Annotated in this window: 19 protein-coding genes; 15 read left to right on the top strand and 4 right to left on the bottom strand. The window is 68.6% G+C overall.

Annotated features, from left to right (window positions below):
- Nucleotides 1-684: a 2-phospho-L-lactate guanylyltransferase gene (gene cofC / locus ABT115_RS22680; protein ID WP_351792761.1), complete on the bottom strand. Its 684-nt coding sequence runs from the start codon at nucleotides 682-684 to the stop codon at nucleotides 1-3.
- Nucleotides 685-833: 149 nt separating this feature from the next.
- Here cofC and ABT115_RS22675 point away from each other — a divergent pair, with 149 nt between their 5' ends.
- The 3 genes from ABT115_RS22675 (at nucleotide 834) to ABT115_RS22665 (ending at nucleotide 3,835) form a co-directional block, all read left to right on the top strand.
- Entirely contained in the window at nucleotides 834-1,586 is a 753-nt protein-coding gene (locus ABT115_RS22675) for a lysophospholipid acyltransferase family protein (protein WP_351792758.1), read from the top strand.
- Nucleotides 1,583-2,593: an NAD(P)H-dependent glycerol-3-phosphate dehydrogenase gene (locus ABT115_RS22670; protein WP_351792755.1), complete on the top strand. Its 1,011-nt coding sequence runs from the start codon at nucleotides 1,583-1,585 to the stop codon at nucleotides 2,591-2,593. Before ABT115_RS22675 ends, ABT115_RS22670 begins: the two co-directional genes overlap by 4 nt.
- An 84-nt stretch (nucleotides 2,594-2,677) precedes the next feature.
- A complete protein-coding gene (locus ABT115_RS22665; RefSeq protein ID WP_351792752.1) occupies nucleotides 2,678-3,835 on the top strand; it encodes a D-alanine--D-alanine ligase family protein in 1,158 nt (385 codons plus the stop codon).
- 54 nt (nucleotides 3,836-3,889) lie between these two features.
- Here the strand turns inward: ABT115_RS22665 and ABT115_RS22660 are convergent, their stop codons facing one another.
- The gene (locus tag ABT115_RS22660; RefSeq protein WP_351792749.1) at nucleotides 3,890-4,369 is read right to left on the bottom strand and encodes a DUF3515 domain-containing protein; all 480 of its coding nucleotides are present in this window, start codon (nucleotides 4,367-4,369) and stop codon (nucleotides 3,890-3,892) included.
- A gap of 20 nt (nucleotides 4,370-4,389) precedes the next feature.
- Nucleotides 4,390-4,623, bottom strand: coding sequence for an Lrp/AsnC family transcriptional regulator (locus tag ABT115_RS22655; protein WP_351792746.1), 234 nt, complete (start codon nucleotides 4,621-4,623; stop codon nucleotides 4,390-4,392).
- Nucleotides 4,624-4,946: 323 nt separating this feature from the next.
- On the opposite strand from ABT115_RS22655, the gene ABT115_RS22650 reads away from it, so the two are divergent.
- Complete coding sequence (locus tag ABT115_RS22650) at nucleotides 4,947-5,918, top strand: thiamine-phosphate kinase (RefSeq protein WP_351792743.1); 972 nt, start codon at nucleotides 4,947-4,949, stop codon at nucleotides 5,916-5,918.
- Between the two features lie 173 nt (nucleotides 5,919-6,091).
- On the opposite strand, the gene rpmB is transcribed toward ABT115_RS22650, so the two are convergent.
- Nucleotides 6,092-6,277, bottom strand: a complete 186-nt coding sequence (rpmB, locus tag ABT115_RS22645) for a 50S ribosomal protein L28 (protein WP_030928661.1) — start codon at nucleotides 6,275-6,277, stop codon at nucleotides 6,092-6,094.
- Between the two features lie 258 nt (nucleotides 6,278-6,535).
- Here rpmB and ABT115_RS22640 point away from each other — a divergent pair, with 258 nt between their 5' ends.
- From ABT115_RS22640 to ABT115_RS22590, 11 genes are all read left to right on the top strand, one after another.
- Entirely contained in the window at nucleotides 6,536-8,149 is a 1,614-nt protein-coding gene (locus ABT115_RS22640; protein ID WP_351792741.1) for a DAK2 domain-containing protein, read from the top strand.
- A gap of 99 nt (nucleotides 8,150-8,248) precedes the next feature.
- Entirely contained in the window at nucleotides 8,249-11,473 is a 3,225-nt protein-coding gene (locus ABT115_RS22635; protein ID WP_351792738.1) for a helicase-related protein, read from the top strand.
- A gap of 105 nt (nucleotides 11,474-11,578) precedes the next feature.
- Entirely contained in the window at nucleotides 11,579-12,163 is a 585-nt protein-coding gene (gene rsmD, locus ABT115_RS22630; RefSeq protein ID WP_351792735.1) for a 16S rRNA (guanine(966)-N(2))-methyltransferase RsmD, read from the top strand.
- A gap of 26 nt (nucleotides 12,164-12,189) precedes the next feature.
- Complete coding sequence (gene coaD, locus ABT115_RS22625; protein WP_351792732.1) at nucleotides 12,190-12,669, top strand: pantetheine-phosphate adenylyltransferase; 480 nt, start codon at nucleotides 12,190-12,192, stop codon at nucleotides 12,667-12,669.
- Between the two features lie 99 nt (nucleotides 12,670-12,768).
- Entirely contained in the window at nucleotides 12,769-13,839 is a 1,071-nt protein-coding gene (locus tag ABT115_RS22620) for a F0F1 ATP synthase subunit B (protein WP_351792729.1), read from the top strand.
- Between the two features lie 147 nt (nucleotides 13,840-13,986).
- Complete coding sequence (locus tag ABT115_RS22615) at nucleotides 13,987-14,658, top strand: YceD family protein (RefSeq protein WP_351792726.1); 672 nt, start codon at nucleotides 13,987-13,989, stop codon at nucleotides 14,656-14,658.
- Nucleotides 14,659-14,660: 2 nt separating this feature from the next.
- Nucleotides 14,661-14,834 (top strand): 50S ribosomal protein L32, encoded by a 174-nt coding sequence (gene rpmF / locus ABT115_RS22610; RefSeq protein WP_003965982.1) that lies wholly within the window; start codon nucleotides 14,661-14,663, stop codon nucleotides 14,832-14,834.
- Between the two features lie 19 nt (nucleotides 14,835-14,853).
- Nucleotides 14,854-15,678 (top strand): ribonuclease III, encoded by an 825-nt coding sequence (gene rnc / locus ABT115_RS22605; RefSeq protein WP_351792723.1) that lies wholly within the window; start codon nucleotides 14,854-14,856, stop codon nucleotides 15,676-15,678.
- A gap of 92 nt (nucleotides 15,679-15,770) precedes the next feature.
- Nucleotides 15,771-16,676 carry a bifunctional DNA-formamidopyrimidine glycosylase/DNA-(apurinic or apyrimidinic site) lyase gene (mutM, locus tag ABT115_RS22600; protein ID WP_351792720.1) on the top strand — a complete coding sequence of 302 codons (906 nt, stop codon included), beginning with the start codon at nucleotides 15,771-15,773 and terminating at the stop codon, nucleotides 16,674-16,676.
- 61 nt (nucleotides 16,677-16,737) lie between these two features.
- Entirely contained in the window at nucleotides 16,738-17,019 is a 282-nt protein-coding gene (locus tag ABT115_RS22595) for an acylphosphatase (RefSeq protein ID WP_351792718.1), read from the top strand.
- A 438-nt stretch (nucleotides 17,020-17,457) separates the two neighbouring features.
- Nucleotides 17,458-17,670 carry a hypothetical protein gene (locus ABT115_RS22590; protein WP_018551753.1) on the top strand — a complete coding sequence of 71 codons (213 nt, stop codon included), beginning with the start codon at nucleotides 17,458-17,460 and terminating at the stop codon, nucleotides 17,668-17,670.
- Nucleotides 17,671-17,726: the final 56 nt, after the last annotated feature.

Raw genomic sequence — 17,726 nt, 5'->3', positions numbered from 1 at the left:
CTATCGGTCCGCCGCGGGGGCTCTCGCGGCCCAGCGGCCCGCTGTGTGCGGGCCGACGCCCAGGGCCAGCGCCGCCCGCAGATCGTCGCCGGTGTCCACGTCCTGGCGGACCGAGTCGATGCCGGTCAGGCTGATTTCCACCGCTCCGGATTTCAGATGCCGGGCCCGGGAAGGGCCACCGAAAGTCGGTCGCAATTCCACTCCCGGCGCGGCCGACAGAAATGTTGTACCAATTCCTGCCGCATCGGTGACAAATGCGCGGGGAAATGCGGCGGAATAATCGAGTACCCGGGCCAATTCGCCCGGGCGCAGCGCGGGAAGATCCGCGTTGAGAGCGGCGAGAGCCGCCCCGGGCCGCCGGGCCCGCACGGTCCGCTCACCGTGTGCCAGGGCGGCGTTGAGGCCGCGTTCCGGTTCATCGGGAACGATGCGCGCCCCGAGGGCCGCGAGAGCCGCCCCGGCCTCCGTGTCGTCCGTGACGACCACCACATCCCTTACCGCCCGGCAGGACAGGGCGGCGGCCACGGTGTCCCGGGCGAAGGCGAGGGCGAGCCGCGGGCGCAGCGCGGCGCCCGTTGCAGGCATGAGCCTGCTCTTGGCCCGAGCCAAGGGTTTCAACGGGACGACCAGGGTCCAAAGACCGGCCGGGTCGGTGTTCGTGGCGATCTCCCCTTCGATGCGCATCGCCGCATATTCTCGCCTGCCGGTGCGAGAACCCGGAGGGTCGGCCCCGAAAGCGGGGCGTACGGTGTTCTCGACAGAGCAGGGGCCTGGGGCGAGACTTGACCGTCGGTAGCCAGGCAGCAGTCAGGTCCTTAGAGGAAGGTGTACGAGTGTCCCGCCGCAGAATCGGCTTCTGGTACCGCCTGGCGGCGGTCATCGCAAAACCGCCTCTGGTGGTTCTGTTCAAGCGTGACTGGCGGGGAATGGAACACATTCCGGCCGACGGCGGATTCATCACTGCGATCAACCACAACTCGTACCTGGACCCGCTTTCCTACGGTCACTTCCAGTACAACACCGGACGGGTGCCGCGGCTTCTCGCGAAGGCGGGCCTCTTCAAGACCCCCTTTGTCGGAATGATGCTGCGCGGCACCGGGCAGATCCCCGTGTACCGCGAGACGGCCAATGCGCTGGATGCCTTCAGGGCAGCCGTCAACGCCATCGAGCGCGGTGAATGCGTCGCCTTCTACCCGGAGGGCACCCTCACCCGCGACCCCGACATGTGGCCGATGGCCGGCAAGACCGGTGCCGCCCGCGTCGCATTGATGACGAAGGCCCCGGTCATCCCGGTCGCCCAGTGGGGCGCCAACCTGGTCATGCCGCCGTACGCCAAGGAGAACAAGCTCCGGCTCTTCCCCCGTAAGACCCTCCAGGTGCAGGCCGGACCACCCGTCGACCTCTCCGGGTTCTACGACCAGGACCCGACGCCGGAAGTCCTGCGCGAGGCGACCGAGGTCATCATGGCCGCGGTGACCGCGCAGCTGGAGATCGTGCGGGGCGAGAAGGCGCCCGCGGAGCCGTACGACCACCGCAAGGCCCGTGAAGAACAGCGGAGCAAGGCCGAAGGAAAGGGACCCAAGTGACGCACCCCGTAAAGGCAGCCGTCTTCGGAACCGGCTCATGGGGTACTGCCTTCGGCATGGTTCTCGCCGACGCCGGCTGCGAGGTCACACTCTGGGGCCGCCGCGCCCAAGTCGCCGAGGCCGTCAACACGACCCGTACCAACCCGGACTATCTGCCGGGGATTGAACTCCCCGCGTCGGTCCGGGCCACCACGGACGCCGTCGAGGCGTTGGACGGCGCCGACTTCGCCGTGCTCGTGGTGCCCTCGCAGACGCTGCGCGCCAATCTCGCCGCCTGGGTCCCGCACCTGGGCTCCGACACCGTCCTCGTCTCGATGATGAAAGGTGTCGAACTCGGCACCGCGAAGCGGATGAGCGAGGTGATCGAGGATGTGACCAAGGTCTCCGCGGACCGGGTCGCCGTCATCACCGGCCCCAACCTGGCCAAGGAGATCGCCGAGCGCCGCCCCGCCGCGGCCGTTGTCGCCTGCCAGGACGAATCCGTGGCCCAGCGCCTCCAGACCGCCTGCCACACCTCGTACTTCCGCCCGTACACCAACACCGATGTGGTCGGCTGCGAACTCGGCGGCGCGGTCAAGAACGTCATCGGTCTCGCTGTGGGCATCGCCGACGGCATGGGGCTCGGCGACAACGCCAAGGGCTCGCTCATCACCCGCGGTCTCGCCGAGACGACCCGCCTCGGACTCGCCATGGGCGCCGACCCGCTCACCTTCTCCGGGCTCGCGGGCCTCGGCGATCTGGTCGCGACCTGCTCCTCGCCGCTCTCGCGCAATCACACCTTCGGCACCAACCTCGGCCGCGGGATGACGCTCCAGGAGACGATCGCGGTCACCAAACAGACCGCCGAGGGTGTCAAGTCCTGTGAATCGGTGCTCGATCTGGCGCGCAGGCACGGCGTCGACATGCCCATCACCGAGACGGTCGTCGGCATCGTCCACGAGGGCAAGCCGCCGATGGTCGCGCTGGGCGAGTTGATGTCGCGCAGCGCGAAGCCCGAGCGACGATGACGGGTGGTGGGTATTCGCCGTCACCGCTCCAGCGGCCCCGGCCACGCTGACGCGAGTGGTACCAGCAGGTACGCTCAACCCGATATGAGCAGCGAGAACCTCCCCCAGAGCCCGGAGCAGCGGCTCCGCAAGCCGCGCGTGGCCGTCGTGTTCGGCGGCCGCAGCTCCGAACACGGCATCTCGATCGTCACGGCCGGCGCCGTTCTGAACGCCATCGACCGGTCGAAGTACGACGTCCTGCCGATCGGCATCACGGCGGAGGGCCGCTGGGCGCTCACCGCCGACGAGCCCGAACGCATGGCCATCACGGACCGGAAGATGCCGGACGTGGCCCAGCTGGCCGAGTCCACCGAGGGCGGCGTGGTGCTCTCCGTCGACCCTGGCAGTCGTGAAGTGGTGTACAACGAGCCCGGCTCGGTCCCCAAGGCGCTGGGCGAGGTCGATGTCGTCTTTCCCGTGCTGCACGGCCCGTACGGCGAGGACGGCACCCTTCAGGGGCTCCTGGAGCTCTCCGGTGTGCCGTACGTCGGCGCCGGAGTGCTCGCATCGGCGGTCGGCCAGGACAAGGAGTACATGAAGCGGGTCTTCACCTCGTTCGGACTGCCGGTCGGCCCGTACGTCGTGGTACGCCCCCGGGAATGGGACACGGACCCCTCCGCTGCCCGCAAGCGCATCGTGGACTTCGCCGGCGACCATGGCTGGCCGCTCTTCGTCAAGCCCGCCCGGGCCGGCTCGTCGATCGGCATCACCAAGGTCGACGACATCTCCGGCCTCGACGAGGCAATCGAGGAAGCCCGCCGCCACGACCCCAAATTCTTGGTCGAGTCGCTGCTGCGCGGCCGGGAGATCGAGTGCGGGGTGCTGGAATTCGAGGACGGACCGCGCGCCAGCGTGCCCGCCGAGATTCCCCCTGTGACCTCGCACGACTTCTACGACTTCGAGGCCAAGTACATCGATTCGGCCTCCGGGATCGTGCCCGCGCCGCTCACCGAGGAGCAGACGGCCGAGGTCCAGCGCCTTGCGGTCGACGCCTTCGAGGCCGTGTCCTGCGAGGGCCTGGTGCGTGCCGACTTCTTCCTCACCGAGGACGGCAGCTTCGTGATCAACGAGATCAACACACTGCCGGGCTTCACCCCGATCTCCATGTACCCGCGGATGTGGCAGGAGAGCGGCGTGAGCTACCAGGAGTTGGTGGACCGGCTGATCCAGGCCGCGTTGAACCGGCCGACCGGCCTGCGCTGAGAAGACGAGACCGGCGTCGTAGGGCGTGCGCTCCGCAACACGGGAGTGCACGCCCTACAGGCTGCTGGGAACCGTCTTCTCAATGGCCGGGGCGAACGCGGCCAACGGGCTCGCGTCATGGGCGTAGGCCGTCGAAAGAGTCACTTCGACATACGCCTTGCGGTAGGTCGTCGTAAAACGCGGACCGGAGTCTTCCGGCTGCTCCAGCAGCCAGTTGACGCCGTTCGCCTCGGTCCCCATCGCCGAGGGGTCGTCCATCTTCGCGGGCCGGGGGACACCGCAGCGCAGTACGATCTCTCCGTCCCCCCACTGGGCGGTCAGTTCGGAATCGGTGTCACCGCGGTCGAGTCCGGCAACGGTCTTCGGCAGCTCCTTGTGCAGTGCACGGCAGTAGGCTGCGGCTTCCGGTGGCGGCGTCGGAATCGTGATCGACGCCGCGGCGTTCGTTGAGGAGCAGCCCGTCGCGGCCAGCAGCAGTGCGGCAACGGACGGACCGAGAAACACGGGGCGGCAAAACCGGCGCAATGATGTCACCGGCCCAGCGTAGACGGGGACTACAGATGAACGACCGGGCAGGTCAGGGTTCTGGTGATGCCTTCCACTTGCTGGACCTTGGCGACCACCATGCGGCCGAGTTCATCGACCGTGTCTGCCTGTGCGCGCACGATCACGTCATAGGGGCCGGTGACGTCCTCTGCCCGGATCACTCCCGGAATGTTGGCGATGGTCTCGGCGACGGTCGACGCCTTGCCCACCTCGGTCTGAATAAGGATGTACGCCTGTACCACGGAACCTCCAGGGCGGCCACGAGGATCATGTGGGGGGAAAGGGACGCCACGGTATCGCGTTGCCGCGGGCCAGGGGAGACCTATGGGGCGGTTGACGTCCAGAGCGTGGCGTACACAAGACACAAGTTGACGTATCTATTGACAGTACCGACAGCAGTGACGGCCCGCGACCGCAAGTGCAGCGGTGCGAAAGGGGGACAGACATGCCGATGAGAACCGGTGCAGACTGCTCCCTGCGGCGGCGGCCGGTCCACGATCCGGACCCCCGGTCGCTGAAGCAGCCCGGACGATCGTCCGGGGCGATAGATGAGAGGTGAGACTCGGTGAAGGGAACCGTGGGCGAGTTGGGGGAGTTCGGGCTCATCAGGGAGCTCACTTCCCGGCTCACCACCACTCCGGCGGTACGGCTCGGCCCCGGCGACGACGCCGCGGTCGTGTCCGCTCCCGACCGCAGGGTCGTGGCCAGTACGGACATCCTGTTGGAGGGACGGCACTTCCGCCGCGACTGGTCGACGGCGTACGACGTCGGCCGCAAGGCCGCCGCCCAGAACCTCGCCGACATCGCCGCCATGGGCGCCGTGCCCACCGCGCTGCTGCTCGGCCTGGTCGTCCCCGCCGAACTCCCGGTCACCTGGGCCGGCGAGCTGATGGACGGCATCCGTGACGAGTGCCAGGTCGCAGGCGCGGCCGTGGTCGGCGGCGATGTGGTGGGCGGCGAGACGATCACCGTGTCGATCACCGCACTCGGCGATCTGCGCAACCACGAGCCGGTCACCCGGTCCGGCGCCCAGCCCGGCGACGTCGTCGCTGTCACCGGCTGGCTCGGCTGGTCCGCTGCCGGATACGCCGTGCTCTCCCGCGGTTTCCGCTCGCCCCGAGCCTTCGTCGAGGCCCACCGGCGCCCCGAACCGCCGTACCACGCAGGCCCCGCGGCCGCCGGACTCGGTGCCACCGCGATGACGGACGTGAGTGACGGACTCGTCGCCGACCTCGGGCACATCGCCGAAGCCAGCAAGGTCCGGATCGATCTGCGCTCCGGACTCATCGACATCCCCTCGCAGATGTCCGACATCGGGCAGGCGGTCGGCGTGGACCCGCTGCAGTGGGTGCTGACCGGGGGAGAGGACCACGCGATCGTCGCCACCTTCCCGCCGGACGTGAAGCTGCCCGCCCGCTGGAAAGTGATCGGCGAAGTCCTCAACGCCTCGGCGCTGCCGCAGGTCACGGTCGATGGGGCGCCCTGGACCAGCAAAGGCGGCTGGGACCATTTCGGGGGCATCGAGGACGCTCAGTAGTTTTGGGCCCATGCCCCCGTCTGTCTGCTGCTGTACCCGCCCGTGTGCGCACCGCCGCCGGAACCGATTCCGGTGGCGGTGCGGGCATTCACCCCAGAAGCACAGCAAAAGGCCGGTCCACCACGGTGGACCGGCCTTTTGGGCAACCGGAAGGCTGCGCTACGACGGGAACGTCAGCGCGCGACCTTGCCGGCCTTGATGCACGAGGTGCAGACGTTGAGCCGCTTCGGCGTCCGACCGACCACGGCACGCACGCGCTGGATGTTGGGATTCCAGCGACGGGACGTACGGCGGTGCGAGTGCGAAATGTTGTTGCCGAAGCCCGGCCCCTTGCCGCAGACGTCGCAGTTGGCAGCCACGGGTCACTCCAAAGACTTCAGGTGCTTTTACAGTGAATTCCGGCGCGCCGGAATCATGTGAATGAAGTGGCGGCACCGGAGAAATGGCCCGACTCTCATCGGGCAACCGAAGCAGCATACAACGGCTGCGTCGGTAGAACGAAACTACCACGGGTCCCGCCACCCCCAGTTCCGCCCCTGTCCCCGCCGGACCCGGCGCACGGGGCTACTCTGCGGTGCAGCCGGCCACCCACGGCCGAATTCGAGGAGGACCGACAGGTGCCGCAGACCGCCGACGACATGGACGCCGTCGCGGTGCGCACCTGGTGCTCGCTGGCCCTGGAGGCGCTGGGCCGGGAGCGCGAGGCGATCGACGCGATCAATGTGTACCCCGTCGCCGACGGAGACACCGGCACGAACCTCTATCTCACCATGGAGTCCGCGACCCAGGCAGTCGAAGCGGTCTTCGCCGCCCACGAGACCGGTACGACCGTGCCCGGCGCCGCCGACGCGGTACGGGCCATGGCACACGGAGCACTGATCGGTGCCCGCGGAAACTCCGGCACGATCCTGGCCCAGCTGCTGCGCGGAATGGCGGGGGTGCTGGCCGACGGGCACGATGCGGACCGTCTGCGCCGGGCGCTCGCCGAGGCGGCCACAGCAGCCCGGCAGGCGGTCGCCCACCCCGTCGAGGGCACCGTGCTGACCGTGGCCACCGCAGCCGCCGAGGCCGCCGTGCGCTCGGCGGCCGACGACGGAACCGCGGCAGTCGCGCGGGCGGCGTACGACGGAGCGCGGACGGCCCTGGAGGCGACCCCCGGACAGCTCGCCGTCCTCGGACGGGCGGGCGTCGTGGACGCTGGTGGACGGGGCCTGGTGACGGTGCTCGGGGCGCTCGTCGAAGCCGTCTCCGGGCGGGCTCCCGAGCGCACATACGCGGCCGTGCCCGCGACCGTGGTCCCTGTGCCCGAGGACTGCGCGGAGGGCGGACCGGCCTTCGAAGTCATCTACCTGCTGGAGGCCACGGACGACGCCGTGGACCGGCTACGGACCCGGCTCGACGGGCTCGGCGACTCGCTCGTGGTGGTGGGCGGCGACGGGCTGTGGAACGTCCATGTGCATGTCGACGACGCGGGTGCGGCGGTGGAGGCCGGTGTCGAGGCGGGGCGGCCGTATCGCATCCGGATCACCCACTTCGGCGTGGACCGCGTGCACCCCCACACCGAACCCGTGCAGCGTGCGGTCGTCGTGGTGGTCCCCGGCGAAGGGCTCCGCGGCCTGTGCAAGGAGGCCGGGGCGACGACGGTTCTGGCGCGCCCCGGGGAGCCGCCCGCCAGCGGCGAACTGGTCGACGCGATCCGCCGGGCGCACGCCCGCGAGGTGGTGGTGCTGCCCAACGACGCGGAGCTGCGCCACACCGCCGCTGCCGCCGCCGAACAGGCCCGCGCGGAGGGCGTCCGGGTCGCCCTGATCCCGACCCGGGCCGCCGTCCAGGGCATCGCGGCCCTCGCCGTCCACGAACCCGACCGCAGCTTCGACGAGGACGTGGTGGCGATGACCGCCGCGGCCGGCGCCACCCGCTACGCCGAACTGGCCGTCGCCGAGCGGCAGTCCTGGACCATGGCGGGCATCTGCCAGGCCGGCGACATCCTGGGCCTGATCGACGGCGACGTTGCGGTCATCGGCGAGGACGTACCGGAAACGGCCCGGAACGTGCTGGACCGCATGCTGGCGGCGGGCGGCGAACTGGTGACCCTGGTCCTCGGCGAGGACGTCCCCGTCAGCCTGGCCGACGCACTGGAGGAGCACGTACGCGAGGGCTATCTGGCGGTCGACACGGTGGTGTACCGGGGCGGCCACCAGTGCGCTCCGCTGCTGATCGGGGTGGAGTAGCGCGGGAGCCGGTCCTCGGGGCGTGGCGACAATTCTGACCAGGGGATTCCGGCGTTCCGCGTGGTGCCCGCCGGACATCTGTCAGTGGTGTGGTGTGCAATGGATCGCGTGTCTGCGTTCGATGAACCCCTCAAGAAGCTGCTCGGCGGAGCCACCGCGAAGGTGATGGCCGACCACCTCGACCTGCACACGGTCGGTGATCTGCTGCACCACTACCCGCGGCGGTACGAGGAGCGCGGCCGACTCACTGCGCTGACCGACCTCCCGCTGGACGAGCATGTGACGGTGGTCGCCCAGGTCGCCGACGCCCGCATCATGATGTTCAACAACGGCCGCGGCAAGCGCCTCGAAGTGACCCTCACGGATGGCAACGGCCGCCTCCAGCTGGTCTTCTTCGGGCATGGCGTCCACAAGCCGCACAAGGAGCTGCTGCCCGGCCGACGGGCGATGTTCGCGGGCAAGGTCTCCGTCTTCAACCGGAAGATGCAGCTGGCCCACCCCACGTACCAGCTGCTGGACACCGAGGACACGGACGAGGCCACCGAAGCGGTGGACGCCTTCGCCGGGCGGCTGCTGCCGATCTACCCGGCCTGCAAGCAGCTGGACTCGTGGCGGATCGCCAAGGCCGTCGACACCGTGCTGCCCAGCGCGCGGGAAGCCGTCGACCCGCTGCCGCCGCGTCTGCGCGAGGGCCGCGGGTTCACCCCACTCCCGGAAGCGCTGCTGAAGGTCCACCGCCCGCAGACCAAGGCGGACATCGCACAGGCCAGGGACCGGCTGAAGTGGGACGAGGCCTTCGTCCTCCAGGTCGCGCTGGCCCGCCGCAGATACGCCGACACCCAGCTCCCGGCAGTGGCCCGCAGACCCGGGCCCGGCGGACTGCTCGACGCCTTCGACGCCAAGCTGCCCTTCACCCTCACCGAAGGCCAGCAGAAGGTCTCCAAGGAGATCTTCGACGACCTGGCGACCGAGCACCCGATGCACCGGCTCCTGCAGGGCGAGGTCGGATCGGGGAAGGCACAGCCACTCGATTCGTTGGTCTTGACCCCTCAGGGCTACAAACCCATGGGCGACATCCGGCAAGGCGACGAGGTAGTGGTTCCCGAGGGGGAAGTCGCCGTAGTGGACGGGGTCTTCCCTCAGGGAGTGCGGGATGTATGGCGACTTGTTCTGTCCGACGACACGGCTGTCGAATGCGATGACGAACATCTGTGGATCGTCGGGACCAGCTGCGCCTGGGACCGGGGGCAAGCGCCCAAGGTGATGACAACCCGCGAGATCAGGATGGACACTTTCAAGGCCAACGGTTCGTCGAAATGGTATGTGCCATCGGCCACGCCAGTGGATCTCAGTTGCGGTTCCGAACCGCCCCTCGATCCCTACGTTTTCGGATTGTTGCTGGGAGACGGCTCGTTCCGGCACAACCTTCGTCTGTCCACGGTCGACGACGAGATCCTGGCGGCCGTCCGCACCACAGTGGCGCCCGACTGCGAACTCGTGCCCGTGCCCGGTTCCCGCTGCGACTACACAATCCGGATGACGAGGCCGAAGTCCGGATCACAAAGGAACCCAGTGATCAGTGCACTGCGTGCGCTGGGGCTGTGGGGGGTGACGTCGCACGACAAGTTCATCCCACCCGTGTTCAAGAACACATCGATGAAGAACCGGCTCGCTGTGTTGCAGGGGCTCATGGACACGGACGGGACTTTGGACGCTCAAGGGATGAGTATTTCGTTCTGCTCCGCATCCCGGAGATTGGCCGAGGACGTGGCGTGGCTTGTTCGCTCCCTCGGTGGGCACGCCAGGACGCTGCCCACGAAAACGGCCTTCAATGTGTCGATTGCCCTGCCTGCCGAGTACGTGCCATTTCAGCTCACTCGCAAGGTTGCCCGGATCCGGCCCAGGCCGAAACACAACACGTTCCGGCGCGGGATCCGTGCGGTCGAGTACGTCGGTCGCAAACCGGTCCAGTGCATCAGTGTCGCCCACCCGAGCCACGCATACATCACGGATCACTTCACGGTCACGCACAACACCATGGTTGCCCTGCGCGCCATGCTCGGCGTCGTCGACGCGGGCGGACAGGCCGCCATGCTCGCGCCCACCGAGGTGCTCGCCCAGCAGCACCACAGGTCCATCACCGAAATGATGGGCGAGCTGGCCGAGGGGGGAATGCTGGGCGGCTCCGAGCAGGGGACGAAGGTGGTGCTGCTCACCGGCTCCATGGGTGTCGCGGCCCGCCGCCAGGCGCTGCTCGACCTCGTCACAGGCGAGGCCGGGATCGTGATCGGCACACATGCGCTGATCGAGGACAAGGTGCAGTTCCACGACCTGGGCCTGGTCGTCGTCGACGAACAGCACCGCTTCGGGGTGGAACAGCGCGATGCCCTGCGTTCCAAGGGGAAGCAGCCGCCGCATCTGCTGGTCATGACCGCGACCCCCATTCCCCGTACGGTCGCCATGACCGTCTTCGGCGACCTGGAGACGTCAGTACTGGACCAGCTGCCGGCCGGCCGCTCACCGATCGCCAGCCATGTAGTACCCGCCAAGGACAAGCCGCACTTCCTCAGCCGCGCCTGGGAACGGGTCCGGGAGGAAGTGGAGAACGGACATCAGGCCTATGTGGTCTGCCCCCGTATCGGTGACGACGCCGAGGACGAGGCGGCAGGCAAGAAGGGGAAGAAGGCGGCCGAGGGCGACGGCGAGAAGCGCCCGCCGCTCGCCGTCCTGGACATCGCCGAACAGCTCGCCCAGGGCCCGCTCGCCGGTCTGCGCATCGCAGTGCTGCACGGCAGGATGAACCCTGACGACAAGGACGACGTGATGCGCCGCTTCGCCGCGGGACAGGTCGACGTCCTCGTCGCCACCACCGTCATCGAGGTCGGGGTCAACGTCCCCAACGCCACCGTCATGGTGATCATGGACGCCGACCGGTTCGGGGTCTCCCAGCTGCACCAGTTGCGCGGCCGGGTCGGCCGCGGTTCCGCCGCAGGCCTCTGTCTGCTGGTCAGCGAGGCCCACGAGGCCAGCCCCGCCCGCGCCCGGCTCTCCGCCGTCGCCGCCACCCTCGATGGCTTCGAGCTGTCCCGGATCGACCTCGAACAGCGCCGCGAGGGCGATGTCCTCGGCCAGGCCCAGTCCGGGGTCCGCTCCTCGCTGCGGATGCTCACCGTCATCGACGACGAGGAGGTCATCGCCGCCGCCCGCGAGGAGGCCGCCGCGGTCGTCGCCACCGACCCGGAGCTGGAACACCTGCCCGAGCTGCGGATCGCGCTGGACGCGCTGCTGGACAAGGAGCGAGAGGAGTACCTGGACAAGGGGTGACAGGGACGACGGGTGCGCGGGCCTGATCCGCCACAACGCCATATCGTGGATGGCACGGCGCCGCAGCACCCTGTGGGCCACCCACGAACCGAGGACCAGACACCCATGACTCGCGTGATCGCCGGCACGGCCGGCGGACGCCGCCTGGCCGTCCCGCCCGGCACCGGCACCCGCCCCACCTCCGACCGTGCACGCGAGGGCCTCTTCTCCACCTGGGGGGCCCTCCTGGGCAGCTTCCACGGCACACGTGTCGCGGATCTTTACGCGGGCTCCGGCGCCGTCGGCCTGGAGGCGCTCTCCCGCGGCGCGGTCCACGCCCTGCTCGTCGAGGCCGACCCCAAGGCCGTCCGCACCGTCCGGGACAACGTCCGCGCACTCGGTCTGCCCGGCGCCGAAGTCCGTACCGGCAAAGCCGAACAGATCGTGACGGGACCAGTGCCCGCGGAGCCGTACGACGTGGTTTTCCTGGACCCGCCGTATGCAGTGACCGACGACGATCTCGGCGAGATACTGCTCACACTCCGTGCCCAGGGGTGGCTCACGGCTGACGCGCTCGTCACCGTTGAACGCAGCACCAGGGGCGGAGAATTCAGCTGGCCCGAGGGATTCGAGCCGCTGCGGGCCCGCCGCTACGGCGAGGGAACGCTTTGGTACGGTCGCGCCGCCTCTACGTGCGAAGACGCACGATGACCGGACCGGAGAGGGAGGGAATCAAGTTGCGCCGCGCAGTCTGTCCGGGGTCCTTCGACCCCATCACCAATGGACACCTCGACATCATTGGCCGTGCCTCGAAGCTGTACGACGTCGTACATGTCGCGGTGATGATCAACCAGTCCAAGAAGGGCCTGTTCACGATCGACGAGCGGATCGACCTGATCCGCCAGGTCACCGCGGACTTCGGCAACGTCCAGGTCGAGTCCTTCCATGGCCTCCTGGTGGACTTCTGCAAGCAGCGCGACATCCCGGCGATCGTGAAGGGCCTGCGGGCCGTCAGCGACTTCGACTACGAGCTGCAGATGGCCCAGATGAACAACGGCCTCTCCGGCGTCGAAACGCTCTTCGTGCCGACCAATCCCACCTACAGCTTCCTGTCGTCCTCCCTGGTCAAGGAAGTCGCGACCTGGGGCGGCGACGTCTCCCACCTGCTGCCCCCGGTGGTTCACGAAGCACTCATCGAGCGCCTCGCTCAGCGCTGAAGAACTGACGAACCGTCACCGGGTGTCGGGCGGGCGTCGACTGGCCGTACAGTCGTCCCGTCCGTCTCCAAAACAGCTGTAGAGAGTGGCGAGCACACGGTGGACGTGCAGAAGAAGCTCGACGAGATCGTCGAGGCGGTCGGGAGCGCCCGGTCCATGCCCATGTCGGCTTCGTGCGTGGTCAACCGCGCTGAGCTGCTCGCGATGCTCGAAGAGGTGCGCGAGGCCCTGCCCGGCTCGCTCGCCCATGCCCAGGAGCTCATCGGCGGCCGGGAGCAGATGGCCGAGCAGGCCCGTCAGGAGGCCGAGCGGATCATCGAGGCCGCACACGCCGAACGCGCCTCGCTGATCTCCGAGACCGAGGTCGCCAGGCAGTCCCGCAGCGAGGCCGACCGCATCCTCGGCGAGGCCCGCCGCGAGGCCGAGGAGGTCCGTGCCGAGGCCGACGAGTACGTCGACAGCAAGCTCGCCAACTTCGAGGTCGTCCTCACCAAGACCATCGGCTCCGTCGACCGGGGCCGCGAGAAGCTCCTCGGCCGTGGCCAGGCCTTCGACGAGCAGGGATACGAGGACCCGGACTTCGCAGAGGCCCCCGAGCGCAGCAGCGACCCGGCCACGCTCCAGCGCCGTGCTGACGAGTACGTCGACACCAAGCTCGGCGCCTTCGAGGCCGTGCTCGCCAAGACCCTGGAGGCGGTCGGCCGCGGCAGGGAGAAGCTGCACGGCAAGGTCGCCACCGATGAGCTCGGCGCGCACGTGGCCGCCCAGGACGCGGCGGGCAGCCAGGGGCACATGAGCGACGAGGACCACTGGGCCGGCCTCGCCGCGCTCGCCACCCCGGAGCCGCAGCCGGTGCATCAGCATGTTCCGCACTTCCCCGCCCAGGCCCAGCCGGGCTACGCGGAGACGTACGCGTACCAGGAGCAGCCGCAGCAGGACGCCTACGGGTACCAGCAGCAGCCCGACCCGTACGCCGCCTATCAGCAGCAGGACTACGGCCAGAGTCAGGTCCAGGTCCCGGTCCAGGGGTACGACGGCTGGCAGCAGCAGCCCATGCAGGCCCAGCAGGCACTCCAGCCGCAGGGCGAGAGCGCCCTCGACGAGACCAGCCTCTTCGACACCAGCATGATCGACCTGGACCAGCTCCGCCGGTACGAACAGGAGCGCTGACCGGGCGGTGCAGGGGCCGGGCGGACCGGTTTGGGAGCTGGGCGGCGTGTCCAGTATCCTGGCTCCTCGGTCGCGCGTATGTCCGCGATCCCGGCTGCCCGCTTCGAATCCGAATCCGGTCGGCCCTCCCCACGATGTGCGATGCACATGATTTCGAAAGCAGGAAAAGCCCTGAACGGCCACCTCGACCACCGAAACCCCCTCGTGTTCGACACGCACGAGCTGGGTCGGCGTCCTGGTGCCCTCCAGCGGCTGACCCGCTCGGTGGACGCACCCGGTTCACCAGCCCTCGGCATCGACGGGGTCATCGGTGTGCCGGAAGGCGCACCCGTGGAGCTGGACCTCCGTCTCGAATCGGTCGTGGAGGGGGTGCTTGTCACAGGCACCGCCCGTGCGTCGGCCGAGGGGGAGTGCGTAAGGTGTCTGGAGCCGCTGCGCCAAGAGGTTGCGGCGGACTTCCAGGAGATGTTCTCGTACCCTGACGCCGATGACCGGGGCCGCAGCAGCAAAGCGGAACCGACCGACGACGCCGAGGACGACGAGGACAGGCTCTTCATCGAGGACGGCCTGTTCGACCTCGAACCAGTGCTGCGCGATGCGGTGGTGCTCGCACTGCCGATGCAGCCGGTGTGCCGGGAGTCCTGTGCCGGTCTGTGTTCCGAATGCGGAATCAGGCTGGACGAGAACCCCGGTCACCACCACGATGCCGTCGACATCCGTTGGGCGGCATTGCAAGGACTCGCCGACACCGTTCAGGACGGCGAGAAGGACAACATGGGCGGCGCCGAAGCGGGCGTCGACGAGAAGCAGGAGAAGTAGCCGTGGCTGTTCCGAAGCGGAAGATGTCGCGCAGCAACACGCGCCACCGCCGGTCGCAGTGGAAGGCTGCGGTCCCCACCCTGGTTTCGTGTGAGCGTTGCCAGGAGCCGAAGCTGCAGCACATCGCGTGCCCCAGCTGCGGCACGTACAACAAGCGCCAGGTCCTCGAGGTCTGAGCGGCTGGTGAGAGGCCCGATGTCTGAGTTGTCCAACGCCAAGAAGCAGGCAGACAACGTCAACACAGCCTCGTCCCACACGCTTCTGGAAGGGCGGCTCGGGTATCACCTCGAGTCCGCCCTTCTGGTGCGTGCGCTGACCCATCGTTCGTACGCATACGAGAACGGCGGTCTGCCCACCAATGAGCGGCTCGAATTCCTCGGGGATTCGGTACTCGGCCTGGTGGTCACGGACACGCTGTACCGCACCCACCCCGACCTGCCCGAAGGCCAGCTGGCCAAATTGCGGGCCGCGGTGGTCAACTCGCGTGCACTTGCGGAAGTGGGCCGTGGCCTCGAGCTCGGCTCCTTCATCCGGCTCGGCCGCGGTGAAGAGGGCACGGGCGGCAGGGACAAGGCATCCATCCTTGCCGACACCCTTGAAGCGGTGATCGGCGCGGTCTACCTCGACCAGGGTCTCAGTGCGGCCTCGGAGCTGGTCCACCGGCTCTTCGACCCGCTGATCGACAGGTCCTCGAACCTCGGCGCCGGCCTGGACTGGAAGACCAGCCTCCAGGAACTCACCGCGAGCGAGAGCCTCGGTGTCCCCGAGTACCTCGTCACGGAGACCGGCCCGGACCACGAGAAGACCTTTACTGCTACTGCTCGCGTCGGTGGTGTCTCGTACGGCACCGGCACCGGCCGTAGCAAGAAGGAAGCGGAGCAGCAGGCGGCGGAGTCCGCCTGGCGCGAGATCAGCGCCGCCGCGGAAGCGCGGGAGGCCGCGGCGAAGGCTGCTTCCGGCGCAGGGGCCGCCGACACCTCTGCCGGCCCGTCGTCGTCCACGGACGTCGCTCCGGCCTGACCCGAGAAACCCTCGGTGCCCTGCGCACCGAGGGTTTTTCCTGCCCGGATATCCTTTTTATTTCTCCAGTTCCCTTCTCCAGGAGCGACACCGTGCCCGAGCTGCCCGAGGTCGAAGTCGTACGACGCGGTCTTGAGCGCTGGGTCACCGGCCGCACGGTCGGCGACGTCGAGGTGCTGCACCCGCGTGCGGTCCGCCGCCATCTCGCGGGCGGTGTGGACTTCGCGGCCCGGCTCGGCGGCGCCCGCCTCGGAACGGCCATGCGCCGCGGCAAGTACCTCTGGGTGCCGCTGAACGATGCGTCCAGCTCGCTGCTGGGCCACCTCGGTATGAGCGGCCAGCTGCTCGTACAGCCGCAGGACGCCCCCGACGAGAAGCATCTGCGCATCCGGATCCGCTTCGACGACTCGCTCGGTACCGAGCTGCGCTTTGTCGACCAGCGGACCTTCGGAGGGCTCTCTCTCCACGAATGCGCCGCCGACAGTACGGACGGGCTGCCCGACACCATCGCGCACATCGCCCGCGACCCCTTGGACCCGGCCTTCGACGACACGGCCTTCCACACGGCCCTGCGACTGCGCCGTACGACGGTCAAGCGTGCGCTGCTCGACCAGTCGCTGATCAGCGGAGTCGGCAACATCTACGCGGACGAGGCGCTCTGGCGCACCAAGCTGCACTACGACCGGCCGACCGCGACCCTCACCCGCCCCAAGTCGGCCGAGCTGCTGGGCCATGTCCGCGACGTGATGAACGCGGCGCTCGACCAGGGTGGCACCAGCTTCGACAGCCTCTACGTCAATGTGAACGGCGAGTCCGGCTACTTCGACCGCTCGCTCGACGCATACGGGCGAGAGGGCGAGCCCTGCCACCGCTGCGGTACGCCGATGCGTCGCCGCCCGTGGATGAACCGGTCCAGCTATTTCTGCCCGCGCTGCCAGCGACCGCCGCGCGCGGCTTCCCCGTCCCGGAATTCCGGGCTCGGGTGGGCCTCGTCGTAACGGTCACGGGCCGCGGACGCGCCGATTCCGTACTAAGCGATCGGCCGGTTAGCGTTCGGGCATGAACGAAGACGTACGACTCACCGCCTGGGTACGCGGACGAGTACAGCGAGTAGGGTTCCGCTGGTTCACCAGGGCAAACGCCCTGGAGATCGGTGGCCTCACCGGATTCGCCCTCAATCTCGACGACGGCAGGGTGCAGGTCGTCGCCGAGGGGCGACGTGAGAATTGCCATCGTCTGCTGGAATGGCTGCGCTCGGACGACACACCCGGACGCGTTGACGGAGTCACTGAGATCTGGGACACCCCGCGCGGCGGATACGAGGGCTTCGCGATCCGCTGATCCGGGCTCGGTACGGGCCGTCGCGGGGGGCTGTGTTCGGACCGTGTTCGATGGGCGGCGCGGGGTGACGGGGTGGGCGCTCATTTGCGTACACATGAAATGACCTGCGGAATGTCCGGGTGGTTGCCAAGAATCGGTTGGCGTGCCAGGCTGCGGCAGTAAGGATGATCTCCACGCCCCCGAGGGGCCCGCAGGAGAGTCGCGCCGCATGATCGTCAGGCCGCGCGACCCCGGGCCGCCTGTCTCTACAGGGCGTGATCGTGTTGACCGTCAAACTTTTTGGTGAGACGCTGAAATCCCCGCGCACCTTAGCTGTTTGGCAGAGCTGTTTGGCAGCAGAACAGCAGTGGATACAGGGCACTGTCAAGCACCGCGGGTGCGATTCCCTCACGACCCACACCGCATCGGTCGGTCACTCAGTGTGGAGGACCATCCATCATGGCAAAGGCGCTTCTCGGTTACGTCGGCGGTTCCGACCCGCGACTCCTCGCCGAGATGCGACGGCTCCAGCAGCGCGTCCAGGACCTCGAATCCGAGCTCGTACGGATTCAGGACGAGAACGACGCACTCAACGCCGCCGCCCAGCACCAAGAGTCGCTGCTCGACAGCATCGACATCGACGTACCTCAGGCGGAACCAGCGCTGACCTGACCGGTGGCCCCCAGGGCCGGTCGGGCTGTCCGCGTCAGCCGTCCGAGATCATCCCG

Source organism: Streptomyces sp. NPDC001832 (assembly GCF_040297265.1).
Lineage (GTDB): Bacteria > Actinomycetota > Actinomycetes > Streptomycetales > Streptomycetaceae > Streptomyces.
This window is presented reverse-complemented; position numbering and strand designations above follow the sequence as displayed.